The 19,628-nt window shown below is 70.6% G+C and carries 10 protein-coding genes and 1 pseudogene; 7 read left to right on the forward strand and 4 right to left on the reverse strand.

From position 1 onward, the window contains the following. The first annotated feature begins 3 nt into the window (after positions 1-3). From ACI2K4_RS25505 to ACI2K4_RS25515, 3 genes are read left to right on the forward strand one after another with little or no spacing between them, the layout of a single operon-like run. Entirely contained in the window at positions 4-945 is a 942-nt protein-coding gene (locus ACI2K4_RS25505) for a hypothetical protein (RefSeq protein WP_404514755.1), read from the forward strand. Then, complete coding sequence (locus tag ACI2K4_RS25510; RefSeq protein WP_404514756.1) at positions 942-1,175, forward strand: hypothetical protein; 234 nt, start codon at positions 942-944, stop codon at positions 1,173-1,175. The genes ACI2K4_RS25505 and ACI2K4_RS25510 overlap by 4 nt, the downstream gene beginning before the upstream one ends. Continuing rightward, positions 1,162-1,527, forward strand: coding sequence for a hypothetical protein (locus tag ACI2K4_RS25515; protein WP_404514757.1), 366 nt, complete (start codon positions 1,162-1,164; stop codon positions 1,525-1,527). Before ACI2K4_RS25510 ends, ACI2K4_RS25515 begins: the two co-directional genes overlap by 14 nt. 107 nt (positions 1,528-1,634) lie before the next feature. Here ACI2K4_RS25515 and ACI2K4_RS25520 read toward each other — a convergent pair whose 3' ends face one another. Beyond that, positions 1,635-3,413: a glycoside hydrolase family 6 protein gene (locus tag ACI2K4_RS25520; protein WP_404514758.1), complete on the reverse strand. Its 1,779-nt coding sequence runs from the start codon at positions 3,411-3,413 to the stop codon at positions 1,635-1,637. A 956-nt stretch (positions 3,414-4,369) separates the two neighbouring features. Between ACI2K4_RS25520 and ACI2K4_RS25525 the strand changes: the two genes are divergently transcribed. The 3 genes from ACI2K4_RS25525 (at position 4,370) to ACI2K4_RS25535 (ending at position 8,914) form a co-directional block, all read left to right on the forward strand. Continuing rightward, positions 4,370-5,545 (forward strand): hypothetical protein, encoded by a 1,176-nt coding sequence (locus tag ACI2K4_RS25525; protein ID WP_404514760.1) that lies wholly within the window; start codon positions 4,370-4,372, stop codon positions 5,543-5,545. Beyond that, a complete protein-coding gene (locus ACI2K4_RS25530; RefSeq protein ID WP_404514761.1) occupies positions 5,529-6,446 on the forward strand; it encodes a class F sortase in 918 nt (305 codons plus the stop codon). Before ACI2K4_RS25525 ends, ACI2K4_RS25530 begins: the two co-directional genes overlap by 17 nt. A gap of 155 nt (positions 6,447-6,601) precedes the next feature. Beyond that, positions 6,602-8,914, forward strand: a complete 2,313-nt coding sequence (locus ACI2K4_RS25535; RefSeq protein ID WP_404514762.1) for an esterase-like activity of phytase family protein — start codon at positions 6,602-6,604, stop codon at positions 8,912-8,914. Positions 8,915-8,983: 69 nt separating this feature from the next. Here ACI2K4_RS25535 and ACI2K4_RS25540 read toward each other — a convergent pair whose 3' ends face one another. Then, positions 8,984-14,083: an NAD-glutamate dehydrogenase gene (locus ACI2K4_RS25540; RefSeq protein ID WP_404514763.1), complete on the reverse strand. Its 5,100-nt coding sequence runs from the start codon at positions 14,081-14,083 to the stop codon at positions 8,984-8,986. Positions 14,084-14,376: 293 nt separating this feature from the next. On the opposite strand from ACI2K4_RS25540, the gene ACI2K4_RS25545 reads away from it, so the two are divergent. Beyond that, positions 14,377-16,359 (forward strand): penicillin-binding transpeptidase domain-containing protein, encoded by a 1,983-nt coding sequence (locus tag ACI2K4_RS25545; protein ID WP_404514764.1) that lies wholly within the window; start codon positions 14,377-14,379, stop codon positions 16,357-16,359. Between the two features lie 716 nt (positions 16,360-17,075). Here ACI2K4_RS25545 and ACI2K4_RS25550 read toward each other — a convergent pair. Together ACI2K4_RS25550 and ACI2K4_RS25555 are read right to left on the reverse strand one after the other, a co-directional pair. After that, a pseudogene (locus ACI2K4_RS25550) lies at positions 17,076-18,173 on the reverse strand (arginase family protein); the annotation flags it as partial. 196 nt (positions 18,174-18,369) lie between these two features. Further along, positions 18,370-19,296, reverse strand: a complete 927-nt coding sequence (locus ACI2K4_RS25555; RefSeq protein WP_404514765.1) for a tetratricopeptide repeat protein — start codon at positions 19,294-19,296, stop codon at positions 18,370-18,372. Between the last annotated feature and the right edge of the window lie 332 nt (positions 19,297-19,628).

The following is a 19,628-nucleotide window of genomic DNA, read 5'->3' on the forward strand; positions in this document are numbered from 1 at the left end:
GCCATGCGCCAGCAGGACCAGCAGATCGACGACCAGCCGGGCGACCGTACCCCCGGCCGGGTCGGCACCCGGGACCGGAGCGACGGCCCGGAGCGGGCCGAGACCCTCGACCGGGCCGGCACCAACGACCGGAGCGACAATCCGGACCTCGAAACCGCCCGGGAACACACCGACGACCTGCCACACGGTGACGATCCGAACCGGAGCGACGACCTGGTGGGCACCGACAACCTGGTGGGCACCGACAACCTGGTGGGCACCGACAGCCCGGACCGGGCCGGCACCGCCGACCGGACCGACGCCGCCGACCGGACTTACGCCGCCGACCCGGCCGACGACCGGAGCCGGACGGCCAACCGGGACCGGGACCGGGAGGACGACTTGGACCGGGTCGGATACCACGAACCCGCGCCACTGCCCACCTCCTTCGGCGCCCCCACGGTCAGCGGTGCGGTCGCCGCGTCGGCGCTGGCCAGCGGTGACCGGACCGAGGAGTTGGACGCCCGCGAGGAGAGCACGGCGGCACCCGACAACGGCGCTGTGGAGAACACCGTGGGCAGCACGACCGGCGGCGCCGCGGTGGCCGGCACGAGCGGCGGTGCGGCCCGGGCCGGCACGAGCGGCGGTGCGGCCGGGGCCGGCGCGAGCGGGTCGGGCTACGGTGTCGAGGGAGCCGGGCCGCTGCTCGACCCCGACACCACCGATCGGCTGCGGGACCGCTGGCGCGACATGCAGTTGCGCTTCGTGGACGATCCCACCGGTGCACTCGACGAGGCACGCGGGCTCGTCGACGAGGCGGTACAGACCCTCACCACGGCACTGTCCGAGCGACGCGGCCGGTTGGAGGAAAACGGCGCCACCGGTACGGACACCGGCGAGACCGAACGTATCCGGCTCACCATCCACCGCTACCGCGACTTCCTCGACCAGCTCCTCGACCGGTGATCCGCCCTGCGATGCGCCGTTTGAACCAGCCTGTGATGCGCCGCTTGAACCAGCCGGTGATGCACCCTCTGATCCGCCGTCCGCACCGCCACGTGAACCACCGTCATCTGGCCGGACACGATCCGTCGACCTCTTCGATCGACGGCATGGTGCCGGCGATCCTGGGTAGCCGATCGGGTGGGAACGGCGCCGCCACCGGACAGGAGGGCAGCAACGATGACGGAGCGTGATCCTGGCCTGAACCGGCCACTGGAGGAGTCGCCGGAGATGGCCTCGGCTGCCGACGACGAAAGCACACTGCCCCAGTTGCGTACCGGTGGCGGGCGGGACCGGGACACCCCGGACTTCGTCGGGCCGGACGACGTGCCGGGTGACTTTCCGCCCACCGAGGAGTTGATCGGCGACTCGCAGGGCGGCGGCTGGCCCGGCTCCGACGGGACGCGTACCGGCTCGGAGCAGCCGTGGGATCCGGAGGACCTGGTTGCCGCCTGGGGCGCGGATCCCACCCCGGAGAACCTCGAACGTGCCCGCCGCATGCTGGCGGAGCAGGGGCCGGCCGCGATCGAGAAGACCGTGCCCTGATCACCGCGACCCGGACCCCGCGCTCACGGCGAAACCCTGGTCCGACCGAGAGGTACCGGTCGGACCAGGGTTTTCCTTCGCTGCGGTACGCCGACCTACCCGAACGCCTACAGCGGCGGGTACGCGTTCTGCATGAGCTGCTGGAACTGGGCCGAGAACCAGTGGCCCGAGAGCGGGGCGTCGGCCAGGGCGCCGCTCATGTTGTTGCCGTTACGGGCGTTGCCGGGGTACGTCGGGTCGCACATCCGGTCGAAGCCCTTGCCCTCGTCGTTCGCGATCTCCCTGCTCGCGCCGTCCGACTCGCCCGGGGGCTTGATCCAGACGTACGCGTCGATGCCGGAGGCCGGGGCCGCCCGAGGGCGCTCGCCGATGCCGGCACCGCTCTGGTTGCACCAGTTGCCGAGGTGGATCCGGCGGTCCAGCCGGCCGCCGTCGACGAACGTGTTCACGTTGGTCTGCGGACCCGGGCCGGTCGGACGGGCCGAGCCACCCCAACCGTTACGACCGGTGTCGATCAGCATGCCGACGTTCGAGTTGAAGCCGGCGCTGACCAACTGGTTGCGGAACGCCTGGGCGAACGAGGTCTCGTCCACGTACCGGTTCCAGTCGACCCAGGTGGACTGTCGTACCGACGTACCGCCCACCGAGCTGTTGATGTTGTAGTACGGCTCGCTCAGGATGCCGTAGTTGGCGGTGTTGACGATGAAGCCGTGCACGTTGTTGACCGTGCTGCCGGAGGCGCGGGCGGCCTGGGCGAAGAGGGTCGCGGACGGGCCGAAGTTGTCGTCCCAACCGATCCAGCCGTGGTGCCCGGCGTCGATGTAGTTGTACGTGTTCGGCAGCGCACCGAGCTTCGCCAGGGCGTACCCGACGCCGTTGACGTAGTTGCCGTTGGCCAGCATCGTGTCGCACTGCGGCGTGGCGGTTTCCCGGCTACCGGTGTTGGTGATCAGGTTCGGTAGCGAGTCGATCTCGATCACGTTGATGATGCGGAGGTTGCGGTACTTGGCGTCACCCATGATCGCGGCGATCGGGTCGATGTACGCCGTCTTGTACCGGTCGATCTCGGTCGCCCCGAGTTCACCGTTGGACGCCAGGGCGGCACAGTCCCGGCCGGGCAGGTTGTAGATGACGATCTGGATGTAGCCGGCACCCTGGGCCAGCGCCCCGTCGAGGTGTGCGCGCAGGCCACGGGCTCCGGTGGTGCCGTTGATCGCGGCGATCCGGTCCATCCAGACACCGGTCGGGTTGTTCGAGATCCGGCTTCCGCCCGGCTCGGCGTCCGCCTTCGCCTTCCAGTCCGGGTTCACGTAGCCGGTCGCCCCGACGTACGGGTTGTCCACCCTCGGTCCGCCCGGCGGCGGCGTGCTGGTGGGCGGCGGAGTGGTGGTCGGCGGCGGCGTCGGCGGCGTGGTCGGCGGCCGGGTCGGCGGAGTGGTGGGCGGGGTGGTCGGGTTCCCACCGTTGCAGACGGTGCCGTTGATCGTGAACGAGGTCGGCGCCGGGTTGCTGCCGCTCCAGGCACCGTTGAAGCCGATGCTGGTGGTAGCGCCGGTGGCCAGGTTGCCGTTCCACGACATGCTCTGCGCGGTCACCTGGCTGCCGGACTGGCTCCAGGTCGCCGACCAACCCTGCTGCACCCGCTGGCTGCTGTTGGGGAAGGTGAAACCGAGGGTCCACCCGTTCAGCGGGTCACCCACGTTCCGAATGGTCAGGCTGGCGCTGAAGCCACCCTGCCACTGGTTTGCCGAGTACGTGACGCTGCACTGGGTGGCCGCGTGCGCCATGGTGACCGGAAGGGTGACGAGGCCGGCGGCGACCAACGTGCTGGCGCCCGCGAGGGCCAGCGCCTTACGTCGACCGGACAATCTACTTCGTAAACTCATGCGACTGATCTCCTTGGGCCAGCCGGTCCCCGGTTGCGGGACCCGGCGCGGCAGCCTCACGGACGTGGACCGGTGGGGTCGTCCGTCGGCGCCATGGGGGAATGCGGGTTGTCGCCCGACCCGGACGGGCTAGCAAGGGGTGGTGGTGCCGGCCGTAGCCGCCGGCCGAGACTGACGCCGTCCGGAAGAACCGGATGCCCTCGACGTCGTACCGCGTGGTGTGGCTGCCCTGCGTGGTGGATGAATTCTTGCATGGGAGCGCTTCCACCACAACACCCGGAGAACGATGACCGACGATCGCTCCCCGCACTGTCCACCCTCTCGCCGCGCACCTCAACCGGCTCCACGCACCCGGGGACGAGCCGCGACCGCGGCCGGCGACAGCCCGACCGGCGGGACACGGACCACGGACCGGGGACACGCCAGCGCGGCGTCACGCCGACACGCCCGTCGCCTCGCGGAAACACCGGCTGGAACCCCGCACGGAGCGCCTCCAAGCGCCAACGAGGACGCCTCGGGCGAGGCCAACCACGGCAACGATCCCGAGCCAGGCCGGGGCCGCCGGACGACGCCCGAACGGGCACCGGAGACGCGGTCCCATCGCGGTGACATTGCGCGCGGGAAAACGTTCCTGTTTCCGCTGTGAACAGTGGGACTGGATGGACTCGGACACTCTTTCCGAAAATGCACCACAGCCGAGGAGTCGACCCCGGACAGGATCAGCAACCCCGGGTACGACAACAGTTGTCGTTAGCGCCCGACGGCATCCCCCTACCCCGATCAATCACCACTCGACGCGTACCGCGCGATGGTTCGGATAGCACAGGCCAAGGCGCGTTTGTGGTCGATAGCCGAAAAGCCTCATTAATCCGACCAAAGCTCACAAACGCGTTAGCCTCGGTCATGGCTCGGCTGCCGTCGGGCCACGGTGAACAGGGGAAGGAGTGACGGGAGTCATGTCTAAGAAGTTCCTCGGCAAGGTCGTCGCCGGAGCTGCCCTCGGTGGCGCATCTTTGCTCGTCGGTGCGCCCGGGATCGCTCTGGCGGACGGTCCGTCCACCACCGCCGAAACGGGGCAGGTCCTGGCGAAGCCGCGCTGGGCAAAGCCTGGTCACGAGGTGACCATCGTCGAGGTCTGCAAGGAACCGCAGGAGAGCCCGTGGGTCTGGTCCAGGGTGACCGGGAAGCTCGAGCTCACCGGCAAACATGACAAGAAGGATCCGAAGGACCGGAATGGACCGGAGGAAGCGAAGGGCAGCGAAACCGCCCAGAGCACCCATAAAACCGACGACTTCAAGACCTACAAGAACACCGAGCAGTACAAGGAATACAAAGAGAACGAGGACTACCAGCTCGACAAGGAATACCAGGAGTACAAGAAGTACAAGGACTACCTGGAGTACAAGGAGTACCGGACCAAGAAAGCGCAGCCGGCGCCCGAGCAGAACGGCGCGGTCGAGGCCGCTCCGACCAAGGGACTAGCCGAACCCGGCGCGCCCGAGGAGGCACCACCGGCGGCCGACCTGGGACCGGTCGAGGAGTACGCACCGGAGGAGGCCGCCCCGGTCACCGAGCCGGAGCAGCAGGTGGAGAAGGGCGGTCACGCCGGCAGCGAGGGCGGACACGCGACCGAGGAGGAGCCAGCCAAGGTCGAAGAGCCTGCGGCCGAGGCCAAGGATCCAGCGAAGGATCCAGCGAAGGATCCAGCGAAGGCCGAGGCGAAGGATCCGGTGAAGGCCGAGGGCGGATCGGCCGAGAAGGACTGGAAGTCGGACGAGGGCGCGAAGTCGGACGAGAAGTCCGAGTGGAACCAGAAGTCCGACTGGGAGAAGAAGTCCGAGTCGGGCGCCGGGTCGGAGTGGGAGAAGAAGTCCGAGTGGGACGGGGAGAACGTACACACCTACTCCGCGACCACCACGATCCCGGCCGACGCGAAGCCGGGCCACTACGAACTCAAGGGGTCGTGTGGGTTCGGGACCCTGGTGGTCGTACCGAGCGGTTGGGTCGACGGCGGCGACGGCGGAGCCGGCGGCAACGGTCTCGCGACCAGCGGTGCGGCGATGCTGGGTGCGGCGGCGCTCGGCGGCATCGTACTGATGCGGCGGCGTCGGATCGATGGCCCGCTCGTCTGACGGGTCGGGGGAAGGGGCCGGCGGCCGTCACGTGTGGACGTGGCGTGCCGCCGGCTACGCCCTCGTCGCCCTACTTGCCCTGGTCGGCTCCGGACTCATCGGCGCCGCACTGAACGCGGCGCCCGAACTACCGCCCCAACCGGCCGCCGACGCCGCGCCGGCCTATCTCGACGACGCCGAAGCGGACCCGGTCGGCCCGGAAGCGTCCTCGAACATCGACCCGGCCCTGCTGCCGCCGGCCATCCCGGCGCCCTCACCGTCGGTCGGATCGGCGACCTCACCATCGGTCGGCCCGGTGCCGTCGGCATCCGGATCGGGATCGGCCAGCCCGGCACCGTCCGCCCCGGCGGCGGTCAGCCCGAACCCGGCCCCGCCCGGCACCACCGGTACGGCAACCGCCACGACGCCGTCCGGCGGAATGGCGCGTTCGGAACCGACCGACGTCACCATCAGCAAAATCGGGGTCGCCGCGAAACTCATGTCCCTGGGTGTCGACCCGACCGGGATGATCGAGGTGCCGCCGCTCTCCCAGGCCGAACTCGCCGGTTGGTACCGGCTCGGTCCGAGCCCCGGCGAGATCGGCAACTCGGTGATCGTCGGCCATGTCGACTCGCACGAGATCGGCCCTGCGGTCTTCTTCAAACTCGGCTCGTTGAAACCCGGCGACAGGATCAAGGTAAGCCGGAAGGACGGCAGCGTCGTCGAATTCACCGTGGACGGCGTCAAGTCATATCCGAAGGTGGCCTTTCCCACCGAACTGGTCTACGGGCCTTCGGAGAAGGCGGGCCTCCGCCTGGTCACCTGCGGAGGTCAGTTCGACCGAAAGAAGCGGAGCTATCCGGACAACATCATCGTGTTCGCTACCGCGACCACACCCACCGGCGCCGCTGCGCAGCGATAACACGAATCTCCGCGCATCCTCCCCGTCCTGGCCGGGTCCCACTCGGGGCCCGGCCAGGATCGACTTCTTCCCCCACTGTTCATTTGCGAGATCGTTTCCGCTTGCCTGCCCGTGCGACCTTCCAAGGTCGGGACCCGAGCAGCATCGGAGATGCAATGCCTGGCAGAAAGATATACACGGCGCTCACCGTCGCGGCCGTTGCCGCGAGCACCCTCACCGGTGCCGGTACGGCCGCCGCACACCAGAAGTCGGACCGTTCGCTCTCGTTCGACCGCACCGCCACCTACCCGGTCTTCCAGAACCGCCCGGCGGGTGAGGACCCGGCCACCGCGACCGTCGCCGAGATCTCGGCGGTCAGCGAGGACGGCCGTACGCTGATCTACACCGACGCCCTCGCACGCCGGATCGGCTTTCTCGACCTGACCAACCCCGACAAGCCCCGTGGCCTCGGCACCCTCTCCCTGGCCCAGTTGGGCGACGCCGAGGACGAGCCGACCTCGGTAGCCGTGGTCGGCCAGTACGTCCTGGTCGTGGTCAACACCAGCCCCAGTTTCACCGCGCCCTCCGGCCGGCTGGACGTCATCTCGCTGCGTACGCGGCAGCGGGTGGCCAGCTTCGACCTCGGCGGACAGCCCGACTCCATCGCGATCAGCAAGGACAAGCGGTACGCCGCCATCGCGATCGAGAACGAGCGGGACGAGGATGCCGCCCCGCCCGGGGGCGAGGACGGCGACCTGCCCCAGGCCCCGGCCGGCTTCCTCCAGATCATCGACCTGACCGGCAGCAACCCGAGCCGCTGGCAGACCCGGCCGGTCGCGTTCACCGGGGCGAACGGCGCGGCGCTTCCCGCGTTTGTCGGCGCCGGGTTCGCCGCGCCGACCGACCCGGAGCCGGAGTACGTCTCGATCAACCGGAACAACGAGGTCGCGGTCACCCTGCAGGAAAACAACGGGGTTGTCCTCGTGGACCTGCCGACCGGCCGGATCATCCGCGTGTTCAGCGCCGGTACGGCCTCCGTCAGCGGCATCGACACCGTCGAGGACGGCGCGATCGACCTGACCGGCTCGATCAGCGACGTACCCCGTGAGCCGGACGCGGTCGCCTGGATCGACGACCGCTATCTCGCCACCGCGAACGAGGGCGACTGGCGGGGCGGCACCCGGGGCTGGTCGGTCTTTGACAGCCGTACCGGGCGGGTCGCCTGGGACGCGGGCAACAGCTTCGAGCGGCTCGCGGTCACGTACGGGCTGCACAACGAGGACCGGGCCGAGAACAAGGGCACCGAGCCGGAGGGTGTCGCGATCGCCGAGTACGACGGCGTCCGGTACGCCTTCGTCGGCTCGGAGCGGAGCAACTTCGTCGCCGTGTACGACATCAGCCGGCCGACCAGCCCGGTCTTCAAGCAGGTGCTGCCGGCCACCAACGGGCCGGAGGGACTGCTGCCGATCCCCGGCCGCAACCTGCTCGCGGTTTCGAGCGAGGAGGACGACGCGTCGGTCGGCGTACGCGCCTCGGTGACCGTGTACGAGCTCGGCAAGGGCACGCCCGCCTTCCCGAGCATCGTCTCCGCCAACCTGAAGAACGGCCGGGACTCCGCGCCGATCGGCTGGGGTGCGCTCGGTGCGCTCTCCGCCGTACCGGGCAAGTCCCACCTGCTCTACAGCGTGACCGACGCGGCGTACTCGCCGACCCGGATCCTCACCATCGACCCGACCCGGAAGCCGGCGCTGATCACCGGCGCGCTCACCGTCTCCGATGCCGAGGGCAACCCGGTCGGCTACGACGCCGAGGGCATCTTCGCCCGTCCCCAGGGCGGCTTCTGGCTCGCCGTCGAGGGCACCACCGGCGCCGGCAACAAGCTGGTCCGGCTCGACCGCGACGGCGTGACCCGGCAGGTCGTGGAGCTGCCGGCGGAGGTTGCCGGCGGCCTGGCCAAGCAGGGCTTCGAGGGCGTCACCGCGACCACCGACTCGCGTGGCCGCGAGGTGCTCTGGGCCGCCCTCCAGCGGGAGGTCTCCACCGACCCGGCCGGCACCGTCCGGCTCGGGCGCTACGACGTGACCTCGGGCACCTGGAGTTGGTTCGGCTACCGGCTGGCCAGCACCAGCACCGCCGGTGACTGGATGGGCCTCTCCGAGATCACCGTCGTCGGCAACAAGCTCGCGGTGATCGAGCGGGACAAGCTGAACGGCCCTGCCGCCCGGATCAAGCGGGTCTACACCGTGGACCTGCCGAAGACGGCGGCCGCGCCGGGTCCGCTGCGTGTCCTGCCGAAGACCCTGGCGTACGACGTGCTGCCCGACCTGCGGGCGACCAACGGCTGGACCCAGGAGAAGCTCGAGGGTCTGACCGTTGCCGGCGACGGTCAGGTCTACGCGGTCACCGACAACGACGCGGTGCAGGACGCCACCGGCGAGACCGTCTTCCTGCGCCTCGGCTCCAGCAAGCGGGTCTTCGACCAGCGCTAACCGCTCACGCGGGTAAGGAAGGGCCCCTTGTTAACGCATAGCGTTAACAAGGGGCCCTTCCTTACCCAGCTAGGCGGCGGCGGAGGTGCGGACGAGGGTACGGATCTGGCGGAGCAGGACGGAGAGTGCCGCCAGGTCGGAACGGGACTCGTCGAACTCGCCCATCGCCTTCTGCGCCCGGCTGATCGAGGTCGCGTTCGACTCCTCCCACTGGCGTACCCGCTGCTCCGCCGGCACCGAGTCGGCGGTCGACTGGAGCACCTCGGCGGTGAGCGCCGCGAGCGCCGCGTACAGGTCGTAGCGCAGGGCCATCCGGGCCAGCGTCTGCCAGCGGTCCTCCCGTGGCAGCAGGGAGATCTTCGACAGCAGCGAGTCGACCCGGAACCGGTCGGAGAGGACGAAGTAGACCGAGGCCACCTCGCCCACGTCCCGCCCGGCGCCGGCTGCCGTCTCCACCACGTCGAGCAGCCCGAAGCTGTACATCAGCCGGGTCGTCCGCTCGGCCAGGTCGCGCGGCAGGCCCCGGGAGACGAGCAGGTCGACGTGGGCGGTCAGCGCCTGCCGCTCGGTGCCGTAGAAGAGGTCACCCAGCTCGGGCAGGAGCCGTGAGACGCCGTCGCGCAGCCGGGCGATCTCGGCCGGTACGTCGATCGGCGAGCGCCGGTTGGTGACCAGCCACCGTACCGCCCGGTCGAGCAGGCGGCGGGTGTCCAGGTAGACGCCGGTCTGCACCTCGGTCGGCACCTTGTTGTCCAGTGCCTCGACCGCCTCCCAGATCTGGCGCAGCTCGAACACGTCCCGAACCACCACGTAGGCCCGGATCACGTCGGCGGCGGTCGCCGCGGTCTCCTCGACCACGCGGTAGATGAAGGAGATGCCGCCCCGGTTGATCGCCTCGTTGACCAGAACCGTGGTGACGATGTCCCGGTGCAGCCGGTGGTCGGCCATCCGGTCGGCGAACCGCTCCCGCAACGGGGTCGGGAAGTAGCCGGCGAGCACCTCGGCGGTCCACGGTTCGTCCGGCAGGCCGTCGGCGAGGATCTCCCGTTCGAGCACGATCTTCACGTACGCGAGCAGCACCGCGAACTCGGGCGCGGTCAGCCCGTTCTCGGTACGGACCGCCAGCTCCTCGTCCGGCGGCAACGCCTCCAGCTCCCGGTTGAGCGCGCCGGACTTCTCCAGGTCGCTGATCATCCGGCGGTGCACCGGCAGCAGCGACGCGGCCTGGGCCTGCGCATTGCCGATCGCCCGCGCCTGGTCGTAGTTGTCCCGGAGCACGTGCTCGGCGATCTCGTCGGTCATCTCGGCCAGGAGTTCGTCCCGCTCGGGCATGGTCAGCTCGCCGTCGGCGACCGCCGCACCGAGCAGGATCTTGATGTTGACCTCGTGGTCGGAGGTGTCCACCCCGGCCGCGTTGTCGATGAAGTCGGTGTACATCCGACCACCCGCGACCGCGTACTCGATCCGGCCGAGCTGGGTGAAGCCCAGGTTGCCGCCCTCGCCGACGACCTTGGCGCGCAGCGCCTTGCCGTCGACCCGGATGGCGTCGTTGGACTTGTCCCCCACCTGGCTGTTCGACTCGGTGGCGCCCTTGACGTAGGTGCCGATGCCGCCGTTCCAGAACAGGTCCACCGGGGCGGTGAGGATGGCCCGCATCAGCTCCTGCGGCGACATCGCGTCCACCCCCTCGTCGAGGCCGAGCACCGCGCGGACCTGCGGCGTGATCGGGATGGTCTTCGCCGTACGGGAGAAGATGCCGCCGCCTTCGGAGATCAGGTTGGTGTCGTAGTCCTCCCAGGACGACCGGGGCAGGTCGAACAGCCGCCGCCGTTCGACGTACGAGGTGGCCGGGTCCGGGTCCGGGTCCAGGATGATGTGCCGGTGGTCGAACGCGGCCACCAGCTTGATGTGCTCGGAGAGCAGCATCCCGTTGCCGAACACGTCGCCGGACATGTCACCGACGCCGACCACGGTGAAGTCCTGGGTCTGGGTGTCGACGCCCATGTCGCGGAAGTGCCGCTTGACCGACTCCCAGGCACCGCGCGCGGTGATGCCCATCTTCTTGTGGTCGTAGCCGGCCGAGCCGCCGGAGGCGAACGCGTCGGCCAGCCAGAAGCCGTGCGACAGCGAGATCTCGTTGGCGATGTCGGAGAACGTCGCGGTTCCCTTGTCCGCCGCGACCACCAGGTACGGGTCGTCGCCGTCGTGCCGTACCACCTCGCGGGGCGGCACGATCTGCCCGGCGGAGAGGTTGTCGGTCACGTCGAGCAGGGCCGAGATGAACTGCTTGTAGCAGATCACCGCCTCGTCCCGGTCGCCCGGCTTCTGCTTGAGCACGAAGCCGCCCTTGGCGCCGACCGGCACGATCACGGCGTTCTTCACCATCTGCGCCTTGACCAGGCCCAGCACCTCGGTACGGAAGTCCTCGCGCCGGTCGGACCAGCGCAACCCGCCCCGGGCCACCGGCCCGAACCGCAGGTGCACACCCTCGAACCGGGGCGAGTAGACGAAGATCTCGTACTTCGGGCGGGGTGCCGGCAGCTCCGGGATCGCCTGCGGGTCCAGCTTGAAGGCGACGTACGACTTCGGCCGCCCGTCGGTGGCCCGCTGGTAGAAGCTGGTCCGGAGGGTGGCCTGGATCAGCGTCAGGTAGGAGCGCAGGATCCGGTCCTGGTCGAGGCTGGTCACCTCGTCCAGCGCCTCGCCGATGTTCGTCACGAGCTGCTTGCTCTGCAACTCGCGCTGGCCGGCGTCGAGCTGGGAGGTCGGCGAGAACCGGACCTCGAAGAGCTGCACCAGCAGCGAGGCGATCTCCGGGTAGGCGATGAAGGTCGACTCCATGTACTCCTGGGAGAAGACCGTGCCGGCCTGGCGCAGATACTTCGCGTACGCCCGGAGCACCACCACCTGACGCCAGGTGAGCCCGCCGCGCAGGACCAGCTCGTTGAAGCCGTCCACCTCGGCCTCGCCCCGCCAGGTGGCGGAGAAGGCGTTCTCCACGTGCGGGCGTACCTCGGCCAGGTCGCGCGCGCCGTCCTGCAACTGGAGGCCGAAGTCGTACAGGTAGATCCGGCCGTCGACCCGGTCCACCTCGTACGGGTGCTCGTCGACCACGCTGACCCCGAGCGAGTGCAGCACGGGCAGCACGGCGGAGAGGACCATCGGCTCGCCGTACCGGTAGACCTTGAACCGGACCTCGAGGTCGTCGTCGGCGGGCACGCCCGCGCTGCCCGGCCGGGCCGAGCGCTGCTTGCGGAACATGTGCATCTCGAGCTGGCCGGGCTCCTCCAGCAGCTCCAGCTTGGCCAGGTCCTTCATCGCCTCGTACGGCGTGTGGTCGTCCTTGTAGCCCTCGGGGAACGCGTCGGTGTACCGCCGGAAGAGGTGCTTGGCCTGCTCGTCGCCGAGTTTGCGTTCGAGCACGAGACGGTAGTCGTCGTCCCAGAGCCGGGTGGCGTCGGCGAGCCGCTCGGCGAGCAGGTCGGCGTCGACGCCACCGGGCGGGTTCGCCGGGTCGGTCCGGACGATGAAGTGCACCCGGGCGAGCATCGACTCGGTGACCCGGGTGGTGTAGTCGACCCCGACACCGTTCAGCTCGCGCAGCAGGATCTCCTGCATCCGCAGCCGGTTCTGCGTGGTGAAGCGGTCCCGGGGCAGGTAGATCAGGCAGGAGATGAACCGCCCGTAGCCGTCCCTGCGCAGGAACAGCCGCAACTGGCGGCGCCCGGCCATCCGCAGTACGCCGATCACCGCGTGGTAGAGGTCGTCGGTCTTGATCTGGAACAGCTCGTCGCGCGGGTACGTCTCCAGGATCTGGAGCAGGTCCTTGCCGGAGTGGCTGCGCGGGCTCAGCCCGGACCGGTCGAGCACCTCGGCGACCTTGCGTCGGACCACCGGCAGTTCCCGCACGCTGGTCCGGTAGGCGGAGGTGGAGAAGAGGCCCAGGAAGCGGCGCTCGCCCACCACCTCGCCCGCCTCGTCGAAGATCTTGAACCCGATGTAGTCGAGGTAGGCCGAGCGGTGCACGGTGGCCCGCGAGTTGGCCTTCGTGATGATCAGGAGGCGCTTCTCCAGCACCTTGTCGTGCGCCTCGGGCGTCATCGAGGCGAGCACCCGGGGCGAGGTCGAGTCCTGCCGGAGGATGCCCAGGCCGGTGCCGAGCACCGCCTCCAGCGCCTGCTCCGCGCCGGTGCCGTCGGGGCCGACCCCGGTGTCCGTACCGACCCCGGCGCCCTCCGCGTCGACCAGCCGGTACTCCCGGTAACCGAGGAAGGTGAAGTGCTCGTGCGCCAGCCAGCGCAGCAGCTCCACCGAGTCGGTGATGTCCTTCTCCGGCACCGGCGGCCGGTTCTCCGAGGTACGCGCGGCGGCCAGCTCGTCGGCGAGGGCGAGGGCCCGCTGGCGCATCTTCGGCCAGTCCTCCACCGCCTCGCGTACGTCGGTCAGCACCCGCTGCAACTCGGCCCGGAGTTGGTCGCGCTCGGCCGCGTCCCGGATCGGGTCGATCTCGATCCGCATCCAGCTCTCGACCACGTCGCCGTCGATCGCGTCGTCCGGCTCCACGTCGGCGGCGACCTCGGTCAGCCGGCCGAGCGGCTCCCGACGGACCACGACCAGCGGGTGCACCAGCATGTGCAGGTCGAGGTGCTGCGCGGTGAGCAGCGCGGTCACCGAGTCGACCAGGAACGGCATGTCGTCGGTGACGATCTCGATCACCGTGTGCTGCTGTTCCGGGGCCGGTTCGTGGATCCGCAGCTTCAGCTCGCCCGGCACCCGCTGCTGGGCCAGGTCGCGGTGGGCCTGGGCGGCGGCAAGCATCTCCGCCCCGGTGAAGCCGATCAGCTCCTCGTCCGGTGCGAACCGCCAGAACCTGTCCACCAGCGTAGCCGCGTCGTGGTCGGCGCCGGCCAGCGCGACCGCCTGCGCGACGAGCCGCTCGGCGTTCGGGACCGGCTCGTCGAGATCGGCGTCCTCCACGTCGTCGGTCAGCGCGTCCGGCGGCAGGCCAAGATCATAGAGGGTGTCCACGCTGGCACCCGTGACTCCGGTGTCGAGCCGAGGGCCGGGGCCGTCGTCATCGATCGCCGCCGGATCGGACCCGTCCTCCCGGCCAGTGTCTGCCGGTCGCAAATCGGACTCCGGAAATTTAATCGCCGGACGCCGGTCCATCGGTGCCACTCCCCTCGACCCACCGCGTTGTGGGTGCTCAACCCGCCCAGTATGACCCTGTCGGTTCACTCCTTGATCGGCGGACCGACCTCTGGACGTACGGTTCGCGACTCTGCCCTTTCACCCCTTGTGGGTACGGGGCACTGGTGCTGGTGAGTACCCCTACTCAGCACGTCATCACACCTGGATCTCGGTCGGCCGGGAACCCTTCCACCGACTCCACCAGGGTGGACACGCGTACTACCGTCGGGAGTCGAATCGGGGACGAACGACCGAAAGGTGGCCTACGCCACATGCACCCGTACGAGCAACGCCGCCGCGACGGCGGCCTCCGGCCGCCGACCACCCGCCTCCGCCGACCGATCCTGGCCGCCCTGGCCGCCCTCGGGCTGCTGACCGGCTCGCTGGCCGGGTGCTCCGGCCAGCCCTCGCCGGAGCAGGCGGTGGACGACTTCCTCGGTGGTTGGCGGGACGGGAAACTCGACCAGTTCCGCTTCCTCGACGACCAGGGGCAGCAGATCACCGGGGCCAAGGTGCTGGAGGAGATCAAGTTCCTGGCCGGCGACCTGCCCACCCCGGCGGTGCGACGCAACGGTGACGCCTCGGTCGGCGGAGACGCCGCGACGGCAAAACTGACGGTCGACTGGACCCTGCCCGGTGGCACCCACTGGGCGTACCCCACGGCGGTGCGACTCAAGCGCGACACCGAGGACCAGTGGCGGATCATCTGGGAGCCACGGATCGCCCAGGAGAAGTTGACCGAGGGCGACCAACTGACCGTACGCCGGGTCGCCGCCCCGCGCGGGCAGATCCTGGACGGCGCCGGCCAGCCCATCGTGGCGCCCCGGTCGATCATCGTGATCGGGGTCCAGCCGAGCGAGGTCAGTGACGTCCCAGCCCTGGTCAAGGAGCTGGAGGCGGCGTTCAAGGCGATCCGGCCGGCGATCACACCGGCGATCGAACTCGACGACCTGCCGGAACAGATCAAACAGGCGAAGCCGGACGCCTTTGTCGAGGTGGTCAGCCTTCGGAAGGAGGCGTACCAGCAGATCAAGCCGCGCATCTACGACCTGCCCGGGACAAAGTTCCGGGAGGAGCAGCGGGAGCTGGCGCCGACCCGGGAGTTCGCCCGTGCCCTGCTCGGCTCGGTCGACCCGGCGCAGAAGGAGGACCTCGACGCCAACCCCGGGGTGTACGTCGCCACCGACATGATCGGGCACGGCGGCCTCCAGGGCCGGTACGAGAAGCCGCTGCGCGGCACCCCGGGCAGCACCGTGGTGATCAGTCGGCGCAACGACAACGGGCAGCTCGTGCCGACCGACACCGAGCTGTTCCGCACCGAGCCGACCCCGGGTACGCCGCTGAAGACCACGATCGACGTGAAGACCCAGAGCGCCGCCGACGCGGCCCTCGCCCCGGACTCGCACCGTACCGCCCTGGTGGCGGTCAGGATCAGCGACGGTTCCGTGCTCGCCACCGCGAACGGTCCGGGCGGTGGGGCGGAGAACCTCGCCCTGACCGCGCAGGTGCCGCCCGGATCCACCTTCAAGATGGTCAGCGCCCTCGGGCTGCTCGACCAGAACGCGGTCAGCCTGGACGGCAAGGTGGCCTGCCCGAAGACGTTCACCGTCGACGGCCGCTCGTTCAAGAACGCCAACGACTTCGAGTTGGGCGACGTACCGTTCCGGACCGACTTCGCCAAGTCCTGCAACACCGCGTTCGCCGCGCTGGCCCCGAAGCTCGGCGACACCGGGCTGGCCGAGACGGGCCGCACGCTGGGCCTGGAGGCCAAGTGGGAGTTGGGCGTCGAGGCGTTCACCGGCAAGATCTCCACCGGTGGCTCGGCCGCCGAACGGGCCGCCGCCGCGTTCGGCCAGGGCACCAACCTGGTCAGTCCGATCGCCATGGCCGCCGCCACCGCCGCCGTCGCCAAGGGCCAGTGGCAGCAGCCGAAACTCGTGCTCGACCCGGCCCCCGCCGGGTCCGCGCCGGTCGGTCCACAGCTCAAGCCGACCTCGGTGGAACCGCTGCGCACGATGATGCGGGAGGTGGTCACCGCCGGCAGCGCGACGGCGCTGAAGAACGTCCCCGGCGGCCCGGTCCACGGAAAGACCGGAACCGCCGAGTACGACAACAACCCGGCGCACACGCACGCCTGGTTCGTCGGCTGGCAGGGTGACGTGGCCTTCGCGGTCTTCGTCGAGAACGGCGGCGGCAGCGGTGACACCGCCGTCCCGATCGCCGACCGGTTCCTGCGCAACCTGGCCGCCCGCTGACCCGGTCCCGCACGGCCGCCGCTCGGCGGCCGTGCGGGACTACGGCCGCCGTCGCCCGGTCAGGCGGGCGTCGCGGCCGGGTCCGTGCCCTCGGTGCCGGTCCCGGCGCCGGCCGGTGGCTCCGTCGGCTGAGCACGGCGTAGGCGCCCCGGACCCGCCGACGGCGGTGGGCCGACCGGCTCCGGAGCGGGGGGAACGGGCGGGACGTCCGTCCCGCCCGGCGTCCGTGGAACGATGCTGGCATCCCGGTCGGTGGTCGACCCCGAACCGGTGACCCAAGCGGCCGGTGCCGCCGGGGTCGGCGGGGCGTCGGCGGATTCGGGTACGGGTGGCGGCGACCCGAGCGTCCCACTCGACGCCGGCTCGGCGGGGGTGGCGGCCACGGTCGGCTTCGGTGCCGAACTCGGGCGGGGCGCCGTCCGGGAAGCCGGACGGCTCGGATCGACAACCTGGTCGACCGGGGTCGGCGCGTCGACACCCATGCCGGCGACCGACGACAGCCCCCGCCGGGGTCCGGCGGAGGTCTTCGACGTACGGGAGCCGCGTCCGGTGCCGACGCCCGCCCCGGACGCTCTCGTCCCGTCCCCGCCCGCCCCGGACGCTCTCGTCCCGTCCCCGCCCGCCCCGGACGCTCTCGTCCTGGAGGCGCTCGTCCCGCTCGTGCTCGCCCCGGACGCGCTCGCCACCTCGGCGCCAAAGGCGTTGACCGGGCCGAAGGCGCTCGACACCATCGAGGCGCCCGGCGTACCGGGGCCGGTCGAGCGCCCGGCGGCGGTGGCCGGGACCGGCGCGGCCGGGGTGACCGGCGTCGGCGTCGCGGGCGCCTCCCGGACCGGCCGGAGGCCGCCACGACCGGCGGCGGAGGGCTGGGTCGGCAGCAGCCGGGGCGGCGGCGTCTCCGGGGTGGTGACCGGGGCCAGGCCGGCCGCGAGGGTGCCGACGATCTCCGCCGCGTACGCGCCCTCGGGGTCGTAGTCCGGGTCGAAGACGGTGACCTCGACTCCCAGGCAGTGCGGCGAGTCGACCAGCCCGGCGAGCAGCAGTTCCAGCTCCGGGAAGGCGATCCCACCGGGGTCGGGCGCGTCGACGGCGGGCATCACCGCCGGATCGAGTACGTCAACGTCGACGTGCACCCAGTAACCGGCACAGTCGGCGAGCTGGTCGTGCGCCCACTGGGCGGTCCGGGCCGCCCCCTCGGCCCGCAGGATCGGCACCGGGCGGGTGACGATTCCGGCCGCCTGGAGGTCCAGCCGGTACTCGTCCTGGGCGCGGATGCCGAGCACGACCACGTCGATGTCCCGGAAGTACGGGCGGCGCCCCTCGATCGAGGCGAGGTCGGGCTGTCCCCGACCGGTCACCAGGGCCAGCCCCTCGCCGGCCGCCGCGCCGACGTACGACGCGTTGCCGGGATGCCGGAAGTCGGAGTGTCCGTCGACGTAGACGAGGCCGATCCTGCCTCCCACCGCCTCGCCGAGCCGGTGCATGGCCAGGGCCGAGCCGAGCACGATCGAGCAGTCGCCGCCGAGCACGACCGGGAACTCACCCCGGTCGATTATCGCGCCGATCCGGTCGGCGAGCGCCCGCGAGTACGCCGCGATCGCCCCGGCGTGGGCGACCCCGTCGCCGGGGCGCCAGTCGCCGGGGTCGTACCGCGAGGGGGTGAGGCAGCCCGCGTCGCGGGCCGTCAGCCGGCCGATCAGGTCCTGGTCCCGCAACGCCCCCGGTGCCTTCGCGCAGCCTGGCACGGAGGTGGCGGTGGGCGGGCGCAGGCCCAGGTTCGAGGGTGCGTCGAGGACGGCGATCCGGCGCATCATGGGCTCCCGTCCTCGTTGCCGACCGCGGGGCTGACCGGTGACGTGCTCCTACTCACCTGATCAGGCCTTCAGCACCCATGTGATCACACTTTCCGCACGCCCAGGGTCAGGCATTTCGCACTTGCCTCGGCAGACTTTTCACGCTCCATGGTCAACCATTGCCTGTTGCCCGGCCGGACGGCCGGCCGGGCGCCGGTCAGAACAGTGCGCTGGCGAGCGCCCGACGGGCCCCGGCGACGGCCGGATCGTCCGGCCCGGCCACGGTGAACAGGGAGAGCAGGTGCCGGCGGATTCCCTCCCGGTCCTCCCCCGAGCTGCGCCGGACCAGGCCGACCAGCCTGGCGTACGCCTGCTCGGCCTGACCGCTGAGCACCTCGATGTCGGCGGCGAGCAGGTTGGCCGGCACGTCGTCGGGGCTGGCCTCGGCGGCGGCGAGCGCCGCAGCCGGGTCGACCCCGGCCACCCTGCGGGCCAGGGCGACGTGCGCCAGGCCGGCTTCGGCCGCCGCGTCCGCCGGAGAATCCGAAAGGATCTTCTTGTACGCCCGCTCGGCGGCGTCGAGGTCGCCGGTGATGAGCGCCTCGTCGGCGTCACCGAGTCGCGGGTCCTCCGGGGTCTCGACCGCCACCCCGCCGGCCTTGAGCACGGCGTCGATCCACTGCCGCAACTGCGACTCCGGTACGACGCCGGAGAAGGCGTCCACCGGCTGGCCGCCGATCACCGCGTAGACCATCGGGATGCCCTGCACCCGGAACATCTGCGCGATTCTCGGGTTGCCGTCCACGTCGATCTTGGCGAGCACCCAGGCGCCGCCGCCCTCCACGGCCAGCCGCTCCAGCACCGGGGAGAGCTGCTTGCACGGCTCACACCACTCGGCCCAGAAGTCGATCACCACGGGGGTGGTGAGAGAGCGTTCCAGCACCTCGGACTGGAACGTCGCCTCGGTGACGTCTATGACCGTGACGCCACCCCCGCCAGCGGCGCCGGTCGGTGCGGCGGCGGGTGCGGAGCCGGCCGGAGGCTGGCCGGCGGGTCGGGCGGACGGCTGGGCGGCGCTGCGCAGCGCGCCGAGGTCTACCGCGCCGCGGGTGAAGATCGACGAGGTGATCCGTGGGTCGCTCATGGTTGTCTAGTCTCGCACGCGCGACGCGTTACCCAGACCCGCCGCCACGGCCGTAAACATCACCCCGCCCACCCCTCCACAACCCCGAAACCCGGAATAAAACCCACCCCCCTCCCCCACCCCCTTCCGCGATCTAGGGCTAATCGTCACGCGTTGATCTCCACCAACGCAGATTTGCCCCAGATCGCGGCGGAGGGGTGGGTTGGGGGGAGGGGAGAAGGGTGGGGGTTGGGAGCGGGGGGTTAGTCCTTGTCGCCTCTGGCGAGGTGGCCCGTTCCGGGCTGAAAATCGTGTTGGTCGCTCGCTGACGTCGTCGCTCCTTGGTCCTACGA

Origin of the sequence: Micromonospora sp. NPDC050397, from assembly GCF_044901685.1 — a bacterium.
Classification (GTDB): Bacteria; Actinomycetota; Actinomycetes; order Mycobacteriales; family Micromonosporaceae; genus Micromonospora_G.